Annotated in this window: 15 protein-coding genes; 10 read left to right on the top strand and 5 right to left on the bottom strand. The window is 39.7% G+C overall.

Going from position 1 to position 17,600, the window contains the following annotated elements:
• Positions 1-51 precede the first annotated feature (51 nt).
• Positions 52-855: a methyltransferase domain-containing protein gene (locus AC2D3N_RS10175; RefSeq protein ID WP_079678967.1), complete on the top strand. Its 804-nt coding sequence runs from the start codon at positions 52-54 to the stop codon at positions 853-855.
• Positions 856-981: 126 nt separating this feature from the next.
• Here the strand turns inward: AC2D3N_RS10175 and AC2D3N_RS10170 are convergent, their stop codons facing one another.
• From AC2D3N_RS10170 to hemL, 3 genes are all read right to left on the bottom strand, one after another.
• Positions 982-1,218 carry a CsbD family protein gene (locus AC2D3N_RS10170; protein ID WP_079678968.1) on the bottom strand — a complete coding sequence of 79 codons (237 nt, stop codon included), beginning with the start codon at positions 1,216-1,218 and terminating at the stop codon, positions 982-984.
• Positions 1,219-1,347: 129 nt separating this feature from the next.
• Positions 1,348-1,698: a hypothetical protein gene (locus AC2D3N_RS10165; RefSeq protein WP_079678970.1), complete on the bottom strand. Its 351-nt coding sequence runs from the start codon at positions 1,696-1,698 to the stop codon at positions 1,348-1,350.
• A 64-nt stretch (positions 1,699-1,762) separates the two neighbouring features.
• Positions 1,763-3,058, bottom strand: coding sequence for a glutamate-1-semialdehyde 2,1-aminomutase (gene hemL / locus AC2D3N_RS10160; RefSeq protein WP_079678972.1), 1,296 nt, complete (start codon positions 3,056-3,058; stop codon positions 1,763-1,765).
• A 140-nt stretch (positions 3,059-3,198) separates the two neighbouring features.
• Here hemL and hisE point away from each other — a divergent pair, with 140 nt between their 5' ends.
• Entirely contained in the window at positions 3,199-3,774 is a 576-nt protein-coding gene (hisE, locus tag AC2D3N_RS10155) for a phosphoribosyl-ATP diphosphatase (protein WP_079678973.1), read from the top strand.
• A gap of 144 nt (positions 3,775-3,918) precedes the next feature.
• Here the strand turns inward: hisE and AC2D3N_RS10150 are convergent, their stop codons facing one another.
• Positions 3,919-4,632: a DUF4079 domain-containing protein gene (locus tag AC2D3N_RS10150; protein WP_484693532.1), complete on the bottom strand. Its 714-nt coding sequence runs from the start codon at positions 4,630-4,632 to the stop codon at positions 3,919-3,921.
• A 127-nt stretch (positions 4,633-4,759) separates the two neighbouring features.
• Between AC2D3N_RS10150 and AC2D3N_RS10145 the strand changes: the two genes are divergently transcribed.
• The 3 genes from AC2D3N_RS10145 to AC2D3N_RS10135 all read left to right on the top strand — a co-directional run bounded on the left by AC2D3N_RS10145 (position 4,760) and on the right by AC2D3N_RS10135 (position 10,089).
• On the top strand, positions 4,760-6,070 hold the full coding sequence (locus AC2D3N_RS10145; RefSeq protein ID WP_484693531.1) for an FAD-binding oxidoreductase: 1,311 nt from the start codon (positions 4,760-4,762) through the stop codon (positions 6,068-6,070).
• A 32-nt stretch (positions 6,071-6,102) separates the two neighbouring features.
• On the top strand, positions 6,103-7,524 hold the full coding sequence (locus AC2D3N_RS10140; RefSeq protein ID WP_484693530.1) for a (Fe-S)-binding protein: 1,422 nt from the start codon (positions 6,103-6,105) through the stop codon (positions 7,522-7,524).
• Between the two features lie 162 nt (positions 7,525-7,686).
• Positions 7,687-10,089 carry a protein kinase domain-containing protein gene (locus AC2D3N_RS10135; protein ID WP_484693529.1) on the top strand — a complete coding sequence of 801 codons (2,403 nt, stop codon included), beginning with the start codon at positions 7,687-7,689 and terminating at the stop codon, positions 10,087-10,089.
• A 78-nt stretch (positions 10,090-10,167) separates the two neighbouring features.
• Here the strand turns inward: AC2D3N_RS10135 and AC2D3N_RS10130 are convergent, their stop codons facing one another.
• A complete protein-coding gene (locus AC2D3N_RS10130; protein ID WP_484693528.1) occupies positions 10,168-10,812 on the bottom strand; it encodes a peptidoglycan-binding domain-containing protein in 645 nt (214 codons plus the stop codon).
• Between the two features lie 227 nt (positions 10,813-11,039).
• On the opposite strand from AC2D3N_RS10130, the gene AC2D3N_RS10125 reads away from it, so the two are divergent.
• The 5 genes from AC2D3N_RS10125 (at position 11,040) to AC2D3N_RS10105 (ending at position 17,533) form a co-directional block, all read left to right on the top strand.
• The gene (locus AC2D3N_RS10125; protein ID WP_484693527.1) at positions 11,040-12,341 is read left to right on the top strand and encodes an FGGY-family carbohydrate kinase; all 1,302 of its coding nucleotides are present in this window, start codon (positions 11,040-11,042) and stop codon (positions 12,339-12,341) included.
• Between the two features lie 114 nt (positions 12,342-12,455).
• Positions 12,456-13,508: a GmrSD restriction endonuclease domain-containing protein gene (locus AC2D3N_RS10120; RefSeq protein WP_484693526.1), complete on the top strand. Its 1,053-nt coding sequence runs from the start codon at positions 12,456-12,458 to the stop codon at positions 13,506-13,508.
• Between the two features lie 33 nt (positions 13,509-13,541).
• Complete coding sequence (locus AC2D3N_RS10115; RefSeq protein WP_159451543.1) at positions 13,542-13,721, top strand: HEPN domain-containing protein; 180 nt, start codon at positions 13,542-13,544, stop codon at positions 13,719-13,721.
• Positions 13,722-13,802: 81 nt separating this feature from the next.
• Positions 13,803-15,530: a bifunctional 3,4-dihydroxy-2-butanone-4-phosphate synthase/GTP cyclohydrolase II gene (gene ribBA, locus AC2D3N_RS10110; RefSeq protein WP_484693525.1), complete on the top strand. Its 1,728-nt coding sequence runs from the start codon at positions 13,803-13,805 to the stop codon at positions 15,528-15,530.
• Between the two features lie 239 nt (positions 15,531-15,769).
• Positions 15,770-17,533: a helicase HerA domain-containing protein gene (locus AC2D3N_RS10105; RefSeq protein ID WP_484693524.1), complete on the top strand. Its 1,764-nt coding sequence runs from the start codon at positions 15,770-15,772 to the stop codon at positions 17,531-17,533.
• The last annotated feature ends 67 nt before the right edge of the window (positions 17,534-17,600 follow it).

Here is a 17,600-nt window from a genome sequence, read left to right as displayed (position 1 = left end):
TTAAAATGTTACAACCTATTTAGGATTGCTATAGTATCTTCTAAAAACGTTATGCAAAATATAGCCCTGGGATTTCAATCTCCCGAAAAAATCACCGAACAAAAATTTTTATTTGACTTTCTAGATAAATGTGACGAAATAGATTCTGTGCGTGTATGCAAGCAGAAAATCATTAATTATTTAGACATTAAAGAAGGTGATTGCGTTTTAGATGTAGGGTGCGGAATCGGTCAGGAAGTACAACGTATAAAACAAATTGTTGGGAAGAATGGTTTGGTTGTGGGAGTCGATAAAAGTGAGTTAATGATTGAGGAGGCCAAGAAAAGAGCAGATAAATTAAATCTGTCAGTCAAGTATTCTGTAGCTGATGCCAACTCTCTCCAGATGAATGATAATAGCTTTGATGCTTGTCGGGCAGAACGAGTTTTATTATTCCTAGAAAACCCCAAGAATGCAGTTGAGGAAATGATTCGTGTATTGCGTCCTGGCGGAAAAATTGCCATCTTTGATTTTTACTTAGACGGCACTTTTGTTAACTCGGCTTTTCCCGCTTTAACTCGCAAAATTGTAGGCTTCATATCGGACAGTTTTCCCAATGGATTAATAGGTTGTAAACTCCCAGAAATATTTGCCGAATTAGGTTTAACCAACATCACTTTTGTTCCCCACACTAATCTGGCACCATACGATTTCTTTATGTGGGTTTGTCATGGACTTTTAGAGCAAGCGATTCACCAAAAAGTCATATCAGAATCCGAATTAAATCAATGGGTAAATCAGTTAAAAAAACTGCACAACCAAGGGAGTTTTTTAGCAGGTTTTCCAGGTTTTATTGTGACTGGTCAAAAAAAATAATCTAAAGATAAATGCGTTATTTCTATTACTTCGTCATACTATTCAGTGATTGATTATAAGTCCTGCTCAAGTAAAAAGAGGGTTGGGAGACCCAACCCCTACGATAATATAATTTGATTTTCTGGTTTAGTCCAATTTTTTTTTCACGCCATCGAGTGCATCGTTAGTCGCATTTTTCACCCCATCAATTAGGTTTTTAGCCTTATCTTTGAGATCGGCTGCTGCATTCATAGCTTCTGCTTGTATTTGTTTGGCTTCCCCTTCCGCTTTGAGTTGGTTGTCACCCGTTAAATCACCCGCAGCGGTTTTTAATTTGCCTTCGACATCTGTAGCCGCAGCTTTGATTCTATCTTCTATGCTCATAATTGTTTTTTCCTGAAGGATAGTAAAGTGATTGTTCAAAATTTAAACAGAAAATTGTTCAAAATGATAGGTTATTCCGATCCTTTTTTGCTAACATTTGTGAACTAATCCATCGGTTTTGAACGTTATCTAGTAGGGAGCCGTATCCCAATAGACATAAATTGACTCCTGGGCTAACCGATAAATTTGCCCTTTGTCGTCCAAACCAGCTTGACGATAGGCGGCTTGACCATTTTGGTCTACATAGTTACCCGGTTTATTCTTTACGGGGCGAAGGTCATAGCGTTTGCCATCTTTGAGTTGAATACCGACAGCGCCCTGACGCTGAGAAAAGGTACATAGCCCGGAAGATGAGGCTTTATCTTCTCCTTTGGGGTAAACATCACAGCGCGCCTTTACGGTGTCTGCTTTGGCAACCATGGCGGTACCCAGAATGGTCAAAGACAGGAGTGCTGCAAAAACAGAGGTCTGAACTTTCATAATTCTTGTGTTTTAAAAACAAAATCGCCCCTACATTCAATTCAATTTGTAGGGGCAGAAAAAATTATAAACTAGACATGACTTCTCTAGCCGCTGCTAAGGTTTGATCAATGTCTTCATCCGTATGGGCTAAAGAGGTAAACCCGGCTTCAAATTGAGAGGGGGCTAAATAGATTCCTCGCTCTAACATTCCCCGATGAAAACGACTAAATTTGGCTAAATCAGATTTTTTAGCATCTTCATAATTGTGGACTGGCCCTGGAGTAAAGAATAAACCAAACATTCCACTAATTTGACCTCCACAGGCTGCATGACCAGTTTCTTTGGCTATTTGTAACAAACCAACACTTAATTTTTTGGTGATTTTATCCAAATATTCATAGGTTCCCTGTTTTTGCAATAACTCCAAGGTTTTGATGCCTGCGGTCATCGCTAAGGGATTTCCCGATAGGGTTCCCGCTTGATACATCGGGCCAGCCGGAGCCACCATGGACATAATATCCCGCCGTCCGCCATAGGCCCCCACGGGTAAACCGCCACCAATGACTTTTCCCAAGGTCGTTAAGTCTGGTATCACCCCGAATTTCTCCTGCACCCCGCCATAGGCAATGCGAAACCCGGTCATCACCTCGTCAAACACCAATAAAGCCCCATTTTCCCGAGTTAGCACCCGCAACCCTTCCAAAAATCCGCCATCGGGAGGAATAAAGCCAGCGTTGCCTACAATCGGTTCTAGGATGACTCCGGCAATTTCACCTGGATTTTCCTTAAATAGCTGTTTGACGGCTTCTAGGTCATTGTAGGGGGCGGTGAGGGTACTAATAGTAACGGATTTAGGAACCCCAGGAGAATCCGGTAAACCTAATGTGGCGACCCCGGAACCAGCTTTTACCAGGAACATATCCCCGTGCCCGTGATAGCAACCTTCAAATTTAATCAGTTTCTCCCGTCCAGTGAAGGCACGCATCAAGCGCAAGACCGATAAACAGGCTTCGGTTCCTGAATTGACAAATCGTACCATTTCCACGCTGGGAACCGCATCAATCACCATTTCTGCCAAAATATTCTCTAATAGGCAGGGAGCCCCGAAACTGGTACCTTTTTCTAAGGCTTCTTTCAGGGCGTTGATCACCTCGGGATGGGCATGACCGCAAATAGCCGGCCCCCAAGAGCCAACATAATCAATATACTGATTGCCGTCCACATCCCAAGCATAGGCGCCTTTGACGCGATCAAAAACAATGGGTTGTCCCCCGACGGACTTAAACGCCCGCACGGGAGAATTCACACCCCCCGGCATGATTTTTTGGGCGGCGGCAAAGATTTCTTCTGATTTTGTAGTTGTTAAGGGTAGGGTCACTCTGAGATAATCTCCTTGAACTGTATATAGTTTGGGTTAATGGACAAAAAGCAATATTCCGATCACTTTTACTGGGCATAGCCCAACCAACCAGATGATATTGTAATCAAGTTAGGGATCTCGTTGTATTCGGTAAATTTATGTCAACCTTAAAACCCTTAGAGTTAAGCCTGTCGAGTGAAATTGATACAATTCGTTACAACGAAAACGGATTACTTCTGGCGATCATCCAAGATTGTTTAGAAGGAACGGTGTTAAATTGGGTTTGGATGAATCCAGAAGCCCTAGAAAAAACGATTACATCAAAACAGATTTGGTCTTGTCAAGAAACATCGATTGTGTTATGGAAGTCGGAAATAATGGTAAAGGAAATTCGTTACCATGATGATAGTCCAATGGTGATTATTGGGGTAGAAGAACGGCATCAGGAGTTATCAGGAAATACGTTATCGGGGTTATTTGATATAATTTGCGATCGCCGGGATTATCCACAATTAGAATCCTATACCTGTAAATTATTAGCGGGGGGAGATAATAAAATTCTCAAAAAAATTGGAGAAGAATCGGCTGAAGTAGTTATGGCTTGTAAGGATAATGAAAAAGATGCGATCGCCGGGGAAGTTGCGGATTTATTCTATCATACCTTAGTCGCCTTAGCTTATCACAATGTTGAGTTAAGAAATGTTTATCAAAAATTAGAATCAAGACGAAAATAATCATAGTGCTGGGGAATAGGGAACGGGTAATAGGTAATAGGTAATAGGTAATAGGTAATAGTAGGCTATGGGAGGTTTACTATTGTCAAATACCTTAATTGGTAGCGCTATATAAGACCAATTTGGGGGATAAAACTTTAACTCCTAACCTTTAGGCGGTTGAGGACAGGTTTTCTGATTCCAGTCACATTGATAGAGATGTTGTTCTTGCCAACTGAGGGGAATTTCTAGTAAATCTCTGGTTCCCGTCATTCCTTGACCTAGAAACAATAATAAAGCAATACAATTTAAAACCGTATGGGTAATTCTCCAGCGATTTGATTGATAAATATCCGGGACAATTGCCAAGGAAAAAATCATTAATAACGCTGCTGCTACCCCGTAATAGTAATGGGAGAATTGCCACTCATAACCCCGTCTAAACACCCCTTCCTGACATCCGATAACCACAATTCCCATTCCGGCTAAAGTGGCAAAAACTCCTCGCCAAATCCGTTGATTGGGTTTAGCTCGATAGAGTAAAATCAGTGAAGCAATCGTGAGTACAAACATAAAAACAATAAAAATGGCTTGAGGCATTTTCTCAGGGGATAAATCTTTAAAAACCCCCTTAAAATAAATTGAATACCCTAAAGCAACTAACGTAATTCCCACCACCGAACCCGTTAACCACCGACCTATTTTTAAATGTTCTTGTCCAACATTCGCCGGAATTTTACTCTTATTCTCTGATTCAGAACGATGTAAACGGCGTTGACGGGTTTGCCATGCCATATATACAGAAATCCCGATTAAGGGAAACACAAAAACCACCGCCAACACAGGATGGATTAATCTAATAATATCCTTAAATTCCATAACGGTCTCCTAGAAAAAATTACCACCCATTGCTTGAATCCCCTTTTCCCTATTCCAGATTCTGGTGTTTTTTGTTATAGAATAGTTATAACTTAATTTTGCCTCAATCAATCTCTGAATTTTTTAAATGAACGCGATTTCTAGCACCAACCCTAAAAACCAACAGGAATTAGAAAAAATTGTGGGGGTAGGGAATGTCCAACCCTGGGACAAAATTGAATCCGTGCGACAACAACAAATCATTCAATGTTTAGCACCAGAAACCCCAATTCAAGGGCTAATTTATCCTCAAACTCAACAACAATTAGCAGAGGTTATTGCCCATACTAACCAACAGCAATTAAAGGTTTTACCCTGCGGTTTTTGTAGTAAAATTGATTGGGGGGGACTGGTCAAAAATATTGATTTTGCTGTCAGTACCCAGGGCATGAATCAACTGATTGAACACGCCGTTGGCGATTTAACTGTTACCGTAGAAGCAGGGATGAAATTCTCCCAGTTGCAAGCTATTTTAGCTCAGGAAAATCAAGTTTTAGGATTTGATCCTAGTTATCCTGAAACCGCAACAATTGGCGGAATTATTGCCACGGGAGATACAGGTTCCCTGCGCCAACGTTATCGAAGTATTCGAGATTTAATCCTGGGGATTTCCATTGTTCGTTATGATGGAAAAATCGCGAAAGCTGGGGGGCGAGTTGTTAAAAATGTGGCGGGTTATGACTTAATGAAACTATTTACAGGTTCCTATGGAACTTTAGGCATTATTAGTCAAATTACCCTACGAGTTTATCCCCAAGCTGAAGCTTCCGGGACGGTAATATTAACAGGAGAAGCTGAAGCTATTTCTCAAGTCAATCAAATTTTATTAGCTTCTGCTTTAACTCCTGTCGCTGTGGATTTAATCTCGTCTGACCTATCAAAAATATTAGGATTGGGAGATAATATTGGTTTAATGGTTCGGTTCCAAAGTATTGCAGAAGGTGTTAAACAACAATCTCAACGATTAACAGAGTTGGGAGAAAAAATAGGGTTAAAAGCAATTTATATTGATTCCGATGAGGATAATTTATGGCAACAATTAAAACAGCAAATTTGGCAATCTGAATCTCAAGATTCTATTATTTGTAAAATCGGAATCACCCCTACCTCGGCGGTCAAAACCTTAATCCAATATCAAACCCTGGGAATGATTCATGCTGGAGTTGGTTTAGGGGTATTAAGGTTTGACAGCATTTCCCCAGAAACCCTGTTAAAATTAAGAAATTGGTGTGAGTCCCAAGGGGGGTTTTTATCAATTTTAAAAGCACCTGTAGACCTAAAACAAAAGTTAGAAGTTTGGGGATATGCAGGAAATGCTTTGAATTTGATGCGTCAAATTAAACAACAATTTGACCCTCAAAATCAGTTTAGTCCCAATCGTTTTGTCGGTGGAATTTAATTAATCAATTATTTTGGGAGAATTTAGTTAAAATGCAAACATCTGATCAAATTATTGACCCTCAATCACTTCCTGCTAAACAAAGTAACTTTTTAGGACAAAATCCCCATTTAAACCCGACTGAAATTCCTGGTTTTGACTCCACAAATCCCCCTAATCCTAATTTAATAAGTACCTGTGTTCACTGCGGGTTTTGTTTGTCCACTTGTCCCAGTTATCGGGTTTTAGGAACAGAAATGGACTCCCCAAGAGGGCGGATTTATTTAATGGATGCCATTTCTAAAAATGATGCTTCCTTGGGGGAAACAACCGCCCAACATTTTGATAGCTGTTTAGGATGTTTAGCCTGTGTCACCACTTGTCCTTCAGGTGTTAAATATGATCAATTAATTGCCGCCACTCGTCCTCAAGTTGAAAGAAATGTTCCCAGAAGTTTATCTGACCGTTTAATTCGAGGATTAATTTTTAATTTATTCCCCTACCCTAAACGTCTACAGGCATTTTTAATACCGCTTTTCATCTATCAAAAATTAGGAATACAAAAAATAGTCAGAAAAACAGGTTTATTACCAAAAATATCTCCTCGTTTAGCTGCAATGGAATCAATTTTACCTGCTATTCCTAAAGACGCTTTTCGAGAAGATTTTCCGGTTATTATTCCCACCCAAGGAGAAAAACGCTATCGAGTCGGGGTAATTTTAGGCTGTGTTCAACGGTTATTATTTAACCCCGTTAATGAAGCCACGGTCAGGGTTTTAACCGCCAATGGCTGTGAAGTTGTGATTCCGAGAAATCAAGGATGTTGTGGAGCATTACCCGAACATCAGGGACAAACGGAACAGTCCCATACCTTAATTAAACAAATGATTGACAGATTTTCCGGGACTCGTTTAGATGCTATTATTATTAATGCGGCGGGCTGTGGTCATACCTTAAAAGAATATGGACATATCTTAAAAGATGATCCCCAATATCGAGAAGCAGCACAAGAATTTTCGGCAAAAGTTAAAGATATTCAGGAATTTTTAGTCGAAATTGGGTTAACAACACCCCTATTTCCCTTAACAGAAACCGGGGAATTAACCCTAGTTTATCAAGATGCTTGTCATTTATTACATGGACAAAAAATTAGTTCCCAACCCCGTCAACTGCTGCAACAAATTCCGGGGGTAAAATTACGAGAACCAATAGATGCTTCCCTATGTTGTGGAAGTGCGGGGATTTATAATTTATTGCAACCGGAAATTGCAGACGAATTAGGGCAGCAAAAAGTAGATAATTTGACAAATACCGGGGCAGAATTAATTGCTTCCTCTAATCCCGGTTGTTCTTTGCAAATTAAAAAACACTTACAATTGCAAGGAAAAGATATTAATTTAATGCACCCTATGGAATTACTAGATTATTCAATTCGAGGGGTTAAAATCAATATAGCAATCCTAAATAGGTTGTAGCATTTTATCGTAGGGGTTGGGTCTCCCAACCCTCTTTGCGCTTGGGTTGGGAGACCCAACCCCTACGGGTTTTTATCACAAATCCTACACGGATTGCTATATTTTATAAGTTTATTCACGATTAATGCCATAATCAAACAAAATAGGGTCAATATTTTTGCTATGGTTGGTCAGCTTTTAGACGGACGCTATCAAGTCATAGACGTGATTGAGTCAACGGATTTCGGGAAAACCTATCTCGCTAAAGACACTCGCCGACCCGGTGAGTCGTTATGTTTTGTTAAACATTTGCATCTGACCCCAGCAGATGCCAAACTTGTTAATGTAGCCCGTCAGCGTTTTCAACAGGAAGCCAAGGTTTTAGAAAAACTCTCCCAACATGATCAAATTCCCCAACTGTTGGCTTATTTTGAAGAAAATCGAGAATTTTATTTAGTTGAATCCTATGTTTCGGGTCACTCATTAATGGATGAGATTTTACCAGGTAAGCCCTTAACAGAAAATCAAGTCATTAATTTACTTACCGATGTATTAGGAATACTCCGATTTGTGCATCAACAGGGAGTGATTCATCGGGATATTAAACCGAGTAATTTAATCCGTCGTCAAACCGATGGAAAAATTATTTTACTGGATTTTGGAGCGGTTCAAGAAATTAATTTGAATTCCGATCAAGATTCCCCCAGTAGTCGGGTGGGAACCCTGGAATATATGCCCATTGAACAGTTTCAATGTCATCCCCATTTTAACAGTGATATTTATGCCTTGGGAATGGTTGCCATTCAAGCATTAACGGGTTTGCCAGCATCAGAATTGTCAAAATTGCGAAGAAATAATGGTTCAGATACAGGGGAAATATTTTGGCGACATTTAGCAATTGTTAGTGTGGAATTTGGTGATCTCATTGATAAGATGGTGCGGTCTGATTATCACCAACGTTATCAATCTGTTGATGACGTTTTATCTGTTCTGAAAACTCTGCGTTCCGCCTCCGCGCCTAATCTTTCCAAACTAGAAATCTATCGGGAAGAAGTTCAACGGTGTGCCAACCATCATCGGGGTGAAATTTCGATTATCGGTCGGCAAATTTTAGAGGAGTTACGCCTAAGTTTAGAACTGTTACCCGAAGATGCAGAAGCTATTGAAGATGAAATCTTAAATCCCTATCGTAAATATCATGAAAAGGGAGAACGTTATGAACAAGCTTTAATTGCCACAATGCAGCAGGAATATCCTTTTAGTCCTGAAACTAGGGAAGAACTCAAACGATTTCAACAACTTTTAGGGTTAAATGATCAGGATATTGCCACTATTGAAAAACAGGTTTTACCCCAATCTATTTTAACTCAATTTGCTAAATTTATCCAAAATTTTCGCCCCATTCCTACTCTAGCTAAATCTCAAAATATAGAGTCTAAATCCTTAAAAAAAGTTCGTCTTGATCAACTGCTTTGGTTGGGTTTAGGACTGGTGAGTTTATTGGGAATAATTCTGGCACTATCTGAATATCAAAAATGGAGAAATTTACAACAATTTCAAACCCAAAAAATTAATGCTATCCAAGAATTATTAGTCACAGGAAAATATGAGCAATGTTTAAATGAAGCGGACAATATTACCGAAACCGCTTTAAAAAATCAAGCCATTAAAAACCTCATCCAAAAATGTCAGGATAAACTATTTTGGAAAACCGTAACGCCTGAAGAATTTGCCCAAAATGCTGATGCGGTTTGGGCTGTTACCTTTAGTCCCGATGGTCAAACTATTGCTAGTGGGAGTCAGGACACAACTTTGAAATTATGGGATATTAAAAGTAGAAATGAAACTAAAAGTTTAGTTGGAGATTTCTCCCCAATTTATGCTGTAGATTTTAACTCCGATGGTACAGAAATATCCTCTGGAAGTGGGTTATGGCGGATTTTAGAATGGAATCTGACTACTGGAAAAGCCTATCCTCCCTTAGAACATTTAGCAACTATTTGGTCAGTTGATGTTAGTCCTGATAATCAAAAAATTGCCAGTGCGAGTGCGGATAAAACTGTGAAAATTTGGGATCGACAAACGGGGGCTATTTTACATAATTTAACCGACCATCAAGATCAGGTTTATGCGGTTGTTTTTAGTCCCGATGGTCAACTATTAGTTACAGCTTCTCAGGATAAAACTATTAAAATTTGGCAGGTGGAAACCGGAGAATTATTAAATACGCTTACCGGACATTTAGAAGGGGTGCGATCGCTGGCAATTAGTTCCGATGGTAAAATTATTGTCAGTGGTAGCTTGGATGATACCGTTAAAGTTTGGAACCGAGAAACTGGCGCGTTAATTCAGACTTTAACCGGACATTCTAACGATGTCTTATCCGTCGCCATTAGTCCTGATAACCTTATTATTGCTAGTAGTAGCCGAGATAAAACTATTAAACTATGGAATTTAAAAACGGGAGAATTATTAAATACCCTAACCGGACATCAAGATGAGATTTATTCGATTAAATTTAGTCCCGATGGGAATAGTTTAGTCAGTGGAAGTAAAGACAAAACCATTAAATTGTGGTTGCGTTAATATCAACTTCGTAGAGACGTTGTATACAACGTCTCTTTTTTTGTAGAGACGTTGCATGCAACGTCTCTACAAAAAAAGCTAAATTCCTAATGCTGCTAGGGTTGCCGGGCCAGCAATACCATCAGCCGAGAGTCCACAGTTATATTGAAAGGATTTAACAGCACTAGCGGTTAATTTGCCATAGTAACCTGTGGAGTTAGCATTAAAATAACCCAGGTCTGCTAAACGATTTTGCAGGTGTTTGACATTACGGCCACTGTCACCCCGGGACAGAGCTCCACCGCCACCGCCACAACGATGACTACAGCCACCGCCATAGCTATCACTAACCTGAGAGCTTCCTACCCCTAACGCTCTTGCCGTTTTCCAGCCAACAACTCCATCGGGATTTAAGCCATAATCCTTTTGAAAGGCGATGACGGCGTGTTTTGTCACCGACCCAAAGTAACCCGTTGCTCTGCCGTTAAAATAGCCGTAATTCTGCAACGCATATTGAAGACTTTTCACACCCTGACCGCTATCGCCACGGGTGAGGGCAGCACTGGCGGGTTGGCTTACACTCAGCACAGACAAGCCAATAGCCGTTGCTACAATGGGCAACCAGCAAGCGGTTGATATTTTACTCCAATTCACACATCGGAATAGTACCAAATCCCCATTGAAATCGGCTTTCCGAGGGGACTCATAGGCAGAAACTAAATGATTGTAGGCAAGAGTATCCATAAAATCCTTGATTAACGCATTAACAGTACGATTGCCAGCAGTTAATCCGATTAAAGTTCAACTACCGACTCTTAATTTATAACTTTGTAAGCAATAAACGTCCAGATAAATTTTATGTTTTCCGCAATTTTTATTAAAACTTAACAAAATAACTGATCATCTTATAATTCACAAACCTACAATTGTACAATAAATAAAAAAATATGAATTGAACTTAGATGGAAACAATGGTTAATTTTTATATCGGGATTGATTTTGGGACATCCGGTGCTCGTTCGATTACCATTAATTCTCAAGGGACAGTGGTAGCCCAAACTCAATTTCCTTTCCCCTCGTCAGCTTCCTCCTCTGAATGGGTTGGTCTTTGGAAAACGTCTCTGTTTGATGTAATCCAACAAATTCCGTTACATTTTCGCCATCAAGTTGATGCGATCGCTATTAATGGAACCTCTGCCACTGTGCTACTTTGTGATCTTAATGGCATTCCAGTACAATCCCCAATTCTATATAATGATAGTCGGGCTGTTACCGTCTTAGAACTGTTAAAAAAAATCGCCCCTCCCGATAATATTGTTAACAGTGCCACTTCTAGTTTAGCCAAACTAATCTGGTGGTTAACCGTTGAAACTGCCAACACTAAACTACAAAAATCTGCGCCCCGCTATTTTCTCCATCAAGCCGATTGGTTAGCATTTTTATTACATGGAAAATTAGGGATTAGTGATTATCATAATAGCTTAAAATTAGGCTACGATGTCGAGAATTTGACCTATCCCGATTGGTTAATTAATGGTTTACAACCTCTGACTGATTTAGAATTATTGAAACTGCCTGATATAGTTGCTCCTGGAACCCCAATTGCCACCATTACCCCCGAAATGGCAGAACAGTTAAAATTACCTAAAACCTGTGTGATCTGTGCGGGAACTACCGATAGTATAGCAGCGTTTTTAGCCAGTGGCGCCAAGATTCCAGGGGAAGCAGTAACATCTTTAGGTTCCACTTTAGTCTTAAAACTCCTCAGTCATACTCCTGTAAATAATGCTAAATATGGTATTTATAGCCATCGCTTAGGAGATTTATGGTTAACAGGAGGTGCTTCTAATACCGGGGGTGCGGTCTTACGGCAATTTTTTAGTGATCGGTCACTGGAAAATTTCAGCCGTCAAATTAACCCTAATTGTAATAGTAACTTAGATTATTATCCTTTAATTAAAAAAGGCGATCGCTTCCCGATTAACGACCCCGAATTACTTCCCCGTCTGCAACCTCGTCCCGATCATCCGGTTGAGTTTTTACAGGGTTTATTAGAAGGAATTGCCAAAATTGAAGCCCAAGGTTATCAACTTTTACAACAACTCGGAGCCACTCCCCTCACCCAAGTTTATACCGCCGGAGGTGGGGCAAAAAATCCGACTTGGACAGCTATTCGTCAGCGCTATTTAAACGTTAACATGGTTAATTCTATTCATACAGAAGCGGCTTATGGAAGTGCGTTACTTGCTATTAAGGGAAGAAAAGGGGTGTAGAGTTAGATGATCTTTGTAGTAGAATCATATAAAACTTCCGTTAGTTTTTGGATTGATTGACAATCTATAGGCTAAGATTTGGGAATGTTGACTACTGACGATCAGCTTATATAGATGGCTATAGCAGATACAGGTACTAAGACGATGATCAATCATGAGTTTGTAGAAGCTGAGAATACTAGGCTTAATGTAGATTACTATGGAGCCGATTTCCCTGTCGATGTATTAGTCAAAAGAATGGAGGATGGGGATTTTATCATTCCGGGTTTCCAGAGAAAATATGTCTGGAAAGAGGAAGAAGCATCTCGCTTTATTGAATCTCTATTAATTGGGCTTCCAACTCCTGCTCTTTTTCTGGCTAAGGATAAATTTTCTAATCAATATATTGTTATTGATGGACAACAAAGATTAAAAACACTACAGTATTTTTATCAAGAATCTTTTTCAGATGGAAAAATATTTAAACTTAAAGGAGTTATACCTGCCTTCAATGGTCTAACCTATTCTAGTCTGTCACTGTCTCAACGTCGTGCTTTAGATAATGCAATCATTCATTGCATCATCATATCGGAAAACTATGATTCAATAGGAATATATTACCTATTCGAGAGGCTGAATACAACAGGTACTTCCTTGAATTCGCAAGAGATTAGAAACGCAATTTATCATGGTTTATTTAGTGAATTAATTCAAGAATTATCGAGTCATGAAACATGGAAGCAACTTTATAATAAAAAAGATGATGATCGAGCAGCAGATCAAGAGTTAATCCTGAGATTTTTAGCTTTGCACTATGACTTAGATAAGTATAAAGGGAACATGGTTGATTTCCTGAATGATTTTATGCTTAAAAATAAAAACTTAGATGTAATTTCAAAAGCTGAAATAAAACATATTTTTTTGAATACAGTTCGGTTTCTGAAAGATTGCATTGGTGAGAAGGTATTCTTTCATAATAATGGATTTAGTACAACTCTTTTCGAGAGTGTTATGGTGACAGTTGCCAGAGAATTAACAGAAAAATCAGAATGTGAACGTTTTAAAAAGTTTTATAACTCTCTCATTCATGACCAAGATTTTTGGTTATTATCTCGCTCCTCTACAACAAGTAAAAAGAACCTGATCAAGAGGCTGGAATTAACTAGAGAGATTTACAAAAATACTTAACAGATGAATCCATAGTGGGCTGAGGAGTTTACTATTAAAATTCAAGAGAGGAGTGATAAAACAGATGAAATTAAAAATTCAATTGATAGTGTAATTACTAATCGACATACCATAGCTCATGGTGGAAATGTTGGTATCACTTACGCCAGGATTCAGACATACTATAATAATATTAAAAAGGCTGTGGAAATATTGGAAGACATAATAAAATAAGCCAGCATTTTTAGTTAGAATGCGATCTCAATTCATCAACGGCGTTACAATTAATGAATCAGCGTTGATGAGAAAACGATTTTGAACGAGTCCGTGCTACCGACAAACCCCTACCCATTCGACACCATTGAAGCCGCCTTAGCCGACCTCAAAGCCGGGCACTGTATTGTAGTGGTGGACGATGAACACCGCGAAAACGAAGGCGACTTAATTTGTGCCGCCCAATTTGCCACCCCCGATATGATTAACTTCATGGCGGTGTATGCCCGGGGATTAATTTGTTTGGCCATGACCGGAGAACGTCTGGATCAGCTAGACTTGCCCCTGATGGTCACCAAAAACACCGACGCCAACCAAACCGCCTTCACCGTTAGTATTGATGCGTCCCCTCAAATGGGAGTTTCTACGGGAATTTCCGCCGATGACCGCGCCCGCACGATTCAAATTGCCATTAACCCCGCCAGTCGTCCCGAAGATTTACGGCGTCCGGGCCATATTTTCCCCCTGCGGGCTAAGGATGGCGGCGTATTAAAACGGGCGGGACATACAGAAGCCGCCGTTGATTTATCTCGGTTAGCGGGGTTGTATCCTGGAGGAGTGATTTGTGAAATTCAAAATCCCGATGGGTCAATGGCGCGACTTCCCGAATTAATTGAATATGCTAAAGTTCACCATTTAAAATTAATTACGATCGCCGATTTAATTAGTTATCGCCTCAAACATGACCGTTTTGTGTATCGGGAAACCGTGGCTCAATTGCCCACCCAATTCGGGGATTTTAAAATTTATGCCTATCGTAATTCCTTAGATAATACGGAACATATTGCTTTAGTTAAAGGTGATATTGAAAAATTAAAAGAAATGCCTGTAATGGTACGGGTTCACTCCGAATGTTTAACCGGAGATTCCTTTGGATCTTTGCGTTGTGACTGTCGAATGCAGTTACAAACAGCAATGAAAATGATTGATTATGCAGGGGTGGGAGTGATTATTTATCTCCGCCAAGAAGGACGCGGGATTGGATTAATTAATAAGATTAAAGCCTATTCTTTGCAGGATATTGGATTCGATACCGTTGAAGCTAATGAAAGGTTAGGATTTGCTCCTGACCTACGGGATTATGGCATGGGGGCGCAAATGCTGAATGATTTAGGGGTGCGTCAAATCCGTTTAATTACGAATAATCCGCGTAAAATTGCCGGGTTAAAAGGCTATGGAATTGAAATCGTAGATCGGGTTCCCTTAATTATTGAAGCCACGGATTATAACACAGTTTATTTAGCTACAAAAGCGGAAAAGTTAGGTCATTTATTATTACAAACCTACTTAATCACCGTGGCTATTAATTGGGATGAATCTCAACCTTTAGTTGAAAATCCAGAAGCAGAATACATGGAGTCAAAACGCAATAAAACTTCAATTCTGAGCAGTTATGAACGGTTAGAAAAGTTGAGATTTTTAGCAAAAACCCATGATTTGTTATTACAAGAAGAAGCTCGACCCGTAGCAACTGCTTTATTTGATCAAGCACAATTAATTGTTAATTTAGGCTTTGATCAAGCCGGAGTCGCCGATCCCCATTGGTATCAACAACTAGATCATCCCTACCTCAAAGCTGTTACCCAAATTTTAGATCAAATTACCCAATGGCCCCATCTCCAAAAACTACAATTTATTGTTTCTTCCGGGGCTGATCCCCTGACCAATTTACAGGTACAACTCCATCGGGAACAATTTCCCCTAACTCAACTCCCTTCCTCTATTTGTCAACAGTTACAACCCCAAACCATTTATAGTTTTTCCTCCTAAAATAATAGGAAAAAATCAACAACTATCAAAAAATCCTCTCGTTGTTGGGCTTTAGCCCATCCTATTGGGGCTAAAGTTCTTGACGAAAAACAACAAACAGTAGATATTATGGATAGGGAAATTGTAAGTTGCAATTGATTTTATAGGAAAATGTTGAAGTATGAACAATACAACAACCCGCTATAAACCCCGAATGCGTGGCGATAGTTCCCCATTGCTCACCTCAAAAAAACTCCCCTATGACCATTGAAAAACCCCTGGGTTCTGTCATTCAAGGTTCCTTAACAAAAGGTTTAGAAGTTCGCTTACATCCCGATGTGTCTGTAGAAGAAATGCGGGTGGGAAAATTTTTAGTCGTGCGGGGAAAGCGATCGCATTTTTTCTGTTTATTAACCGATGTCTCATTAGGAACATCCAGCTTGCGAATTATCGCTAACCCCCCTCACCCCGATGATGATTTTTTACAGGCAATTTTAGCCGGAAATAGCACCTACGGAACCATTGAACTCAGTCCAATGTTAATGTTAAGTCGGGAAGTTTCAGAACGAGAAGAAGAAATAATTCGCGTTGTCGCCCAACAAAATGTAGGGGCGAGGTCTTCTCGCCCCCTTAATAATGGAAAATCCGCGAGCATCGCATCATTCCAAACCCAAACCAATAACAGTGAAATTGAACTATTACCAGTAAAAACCATTCCCGTGCATTTTTCCCAGGTTTATGAAGCCAGTGAACGAGATTTTAGAATCATTTTTGGTTGGGAAGATGACCCCACCCGGCGTAATTTTGCCATCGGTAAACCCCTGGATATGGACGTGCCCATTTGTTTAGATTTAGATCGATTTGTAGAACGCAGTAACGGAGTTTTCGGAAAATCGGGAACCGGAAAATCTTTTTTAACCCGGTTATTATTATCAGGAATTATTAAGAAAAAAGCCGCCGTTAATTTAATCTTTGATATGCACTCCGAATATGGCTGGGAAGCGGTATCGGAGGGCAAACAATTTAGTACCGTTAAAGGCTTAAGACAACTGTTTCCTGGTCAGGTAGAAGTGTATACCCTTGATCCAGAATCTAGCCGACGGCGAGGGATTAAAGATGCACAGGAATTATATTTAAGCTATGCTCAAATTGAGGTAGAAGATATTATGTTAGTGCAACGGGAATTAAATCTTTCCGAAGCTAGTATTGATAATGCTAATATTCTCCGCAGTGAATTTGGCTCCTCTTGGATTTCTCAATTGTTATCAATGACTAATGAAGAAATTCAACTGTTTTGTGATGAACGTCGCGGACATAAAGGGTCAATTATGGCACTCCAACGAAAATTACTACGGATGGATAATTTAAAATATATGCGTCCTACTTGTCCGTTTAATTATGTAGATCGAATCTTACAATCTTTGGACGCGGGAAAAAATGTGGTGGTGGAGTTTGGATCGCAATCAGATATGCTATCCTATATGTTAGTGACTAACATGATTACTCGGCGGATTCACCACGCTTATGTTAAAAAAGCTGAGAATTTTTTAGCCTCTAAAAATCCCGTAGACCGTCCGACACAATTGGTCATTACGATTGAAGAAGCTCACCGTTTTTTAGATCCGGCTATTGTGCGCTCTACGATTTTTGGAACCATTGCCCGAGAAATGCGAAAATATTTTGTTACCCTCTTAATTGTTGATCAACGTCCCTCTGGTATTGATGCAGAAGTCATGTCTCAAGTGGGCACTCGAATTACCGCTTTACTCAATGATGATAAAGATATTGATGCGATTTTTACCGGAGTTTCTGGGGGGCAAAGTTTGCGGTCGGTGTTATCAAAATTAGATTCTAAACAACAAGCATTAGTATTAGGTCATGCTGTCCCGATGCCCGTTGTAGTTCGCACCCGTCCCTATGATGAAACATTCTATCGGGAAGTTGGGGAAACTGACTGGACACAACAATCCGATGAAAAGGTATTAAAAGCGGCGGCTTTAGCTAAGGATGATTTAGGGTTTTAAAATTTGGAACCCCAAAATCAAGACATTTTTAATATTTGTCATTGAAAATCAAACCCTATAGTGTTAA

This window comes from Planktothrix sp. PLAVEN19ND (genome assembly GCF_057220675.1).
This window is presented reverse-complemented; position numbering and strand designations above follow the sequence as displayed.

Bases quoted from the DNA above. Each gene is read 5' to 3' on its own strand.
- AC2D3N_RS10175 (WP_079678967.1), top strand. From the start codon at position 52: ATGCAAAATATAGCCCTGGGATTTCAATCTCCCGAAAAAATCACCGAA.
- AC2D3N_RS10170 (WP_079678968.1), bottom strand. From the start codon at position 1,218: ATGAGCATAGAAGATAGAATCAAAGCTGCGGCTACAGATGTCGAAGGC.
- AC2D3N_RS10165 (WP_079678970.1), bottom strand. From the start codon at position 1,698: ATGAAAGTTCAGACCTCTGTTTTTGCAGCACTCCTGTCTTTGACCATT.
- hisE (WP_079678973.1), top strand. From the start codon at position 3,199: ATGTCAACCTTAAAACCCTTAGAGTTAAGCCTGTCGAGTGAAATTGAT.
- AC2D3N_RS10150 (WP_484693532.1), bottom strand. From the start codon at position 4,632: ATGGAATTTAAGGATATTATTAGATTAATCCATCCTGTGTTGGCGGTG.
- AC2D3N_RS10145 (WP_484693531.1), top strand. From the start codon at position 4,760: ATGAACGCGATTTCTAGCACCAACCCTAAAAACCAACAGGAATTAGAA.
- AC2D3N_RS10140 (WP_484693530.1), top strand. From the start codon at position 6,103: ATGCAAACATCTGATCAAATTATTGACCCTCAATCACTTCCTGCTAAA.
- AC2D3N_RS10135 (WP_484693529.1), top strand. From the start codon at position 7,687: ATGGTTGGTCAGCTTTTAGACGGACGCTATCAAGTCATAGACGTGATT.
- AC2D3N_RS10130 (WP_484693528.1), bottom strand. From the start codon at position 10,812: ATGGATACTCTTGCCTACAATCATTTAGTTTCTGCCTATGAGTCCCCT.
- AC2D3N_RS10125 (WP_484693527.1), top strand. From the start codon at position 11,040: ATGGTTAATTTTTATATCGGGATTGATTTTGGGACATCCGGTGCTCGT.
- AC2D3N_RS10120 (WP_484693526.1), top strand. From the start codon at position 12,456: ATGGCTATAGCAGATACAGGTACTAAGACGATGATCAATCATGAGTTT.
- AC2D3N_RS10105 (WP_484693524.1), top strand. From the start codon at position 15,770: ATGACCATTGAAAAACCCCTGGGTTCTGTCATTCAAGGTTCCTTAACA.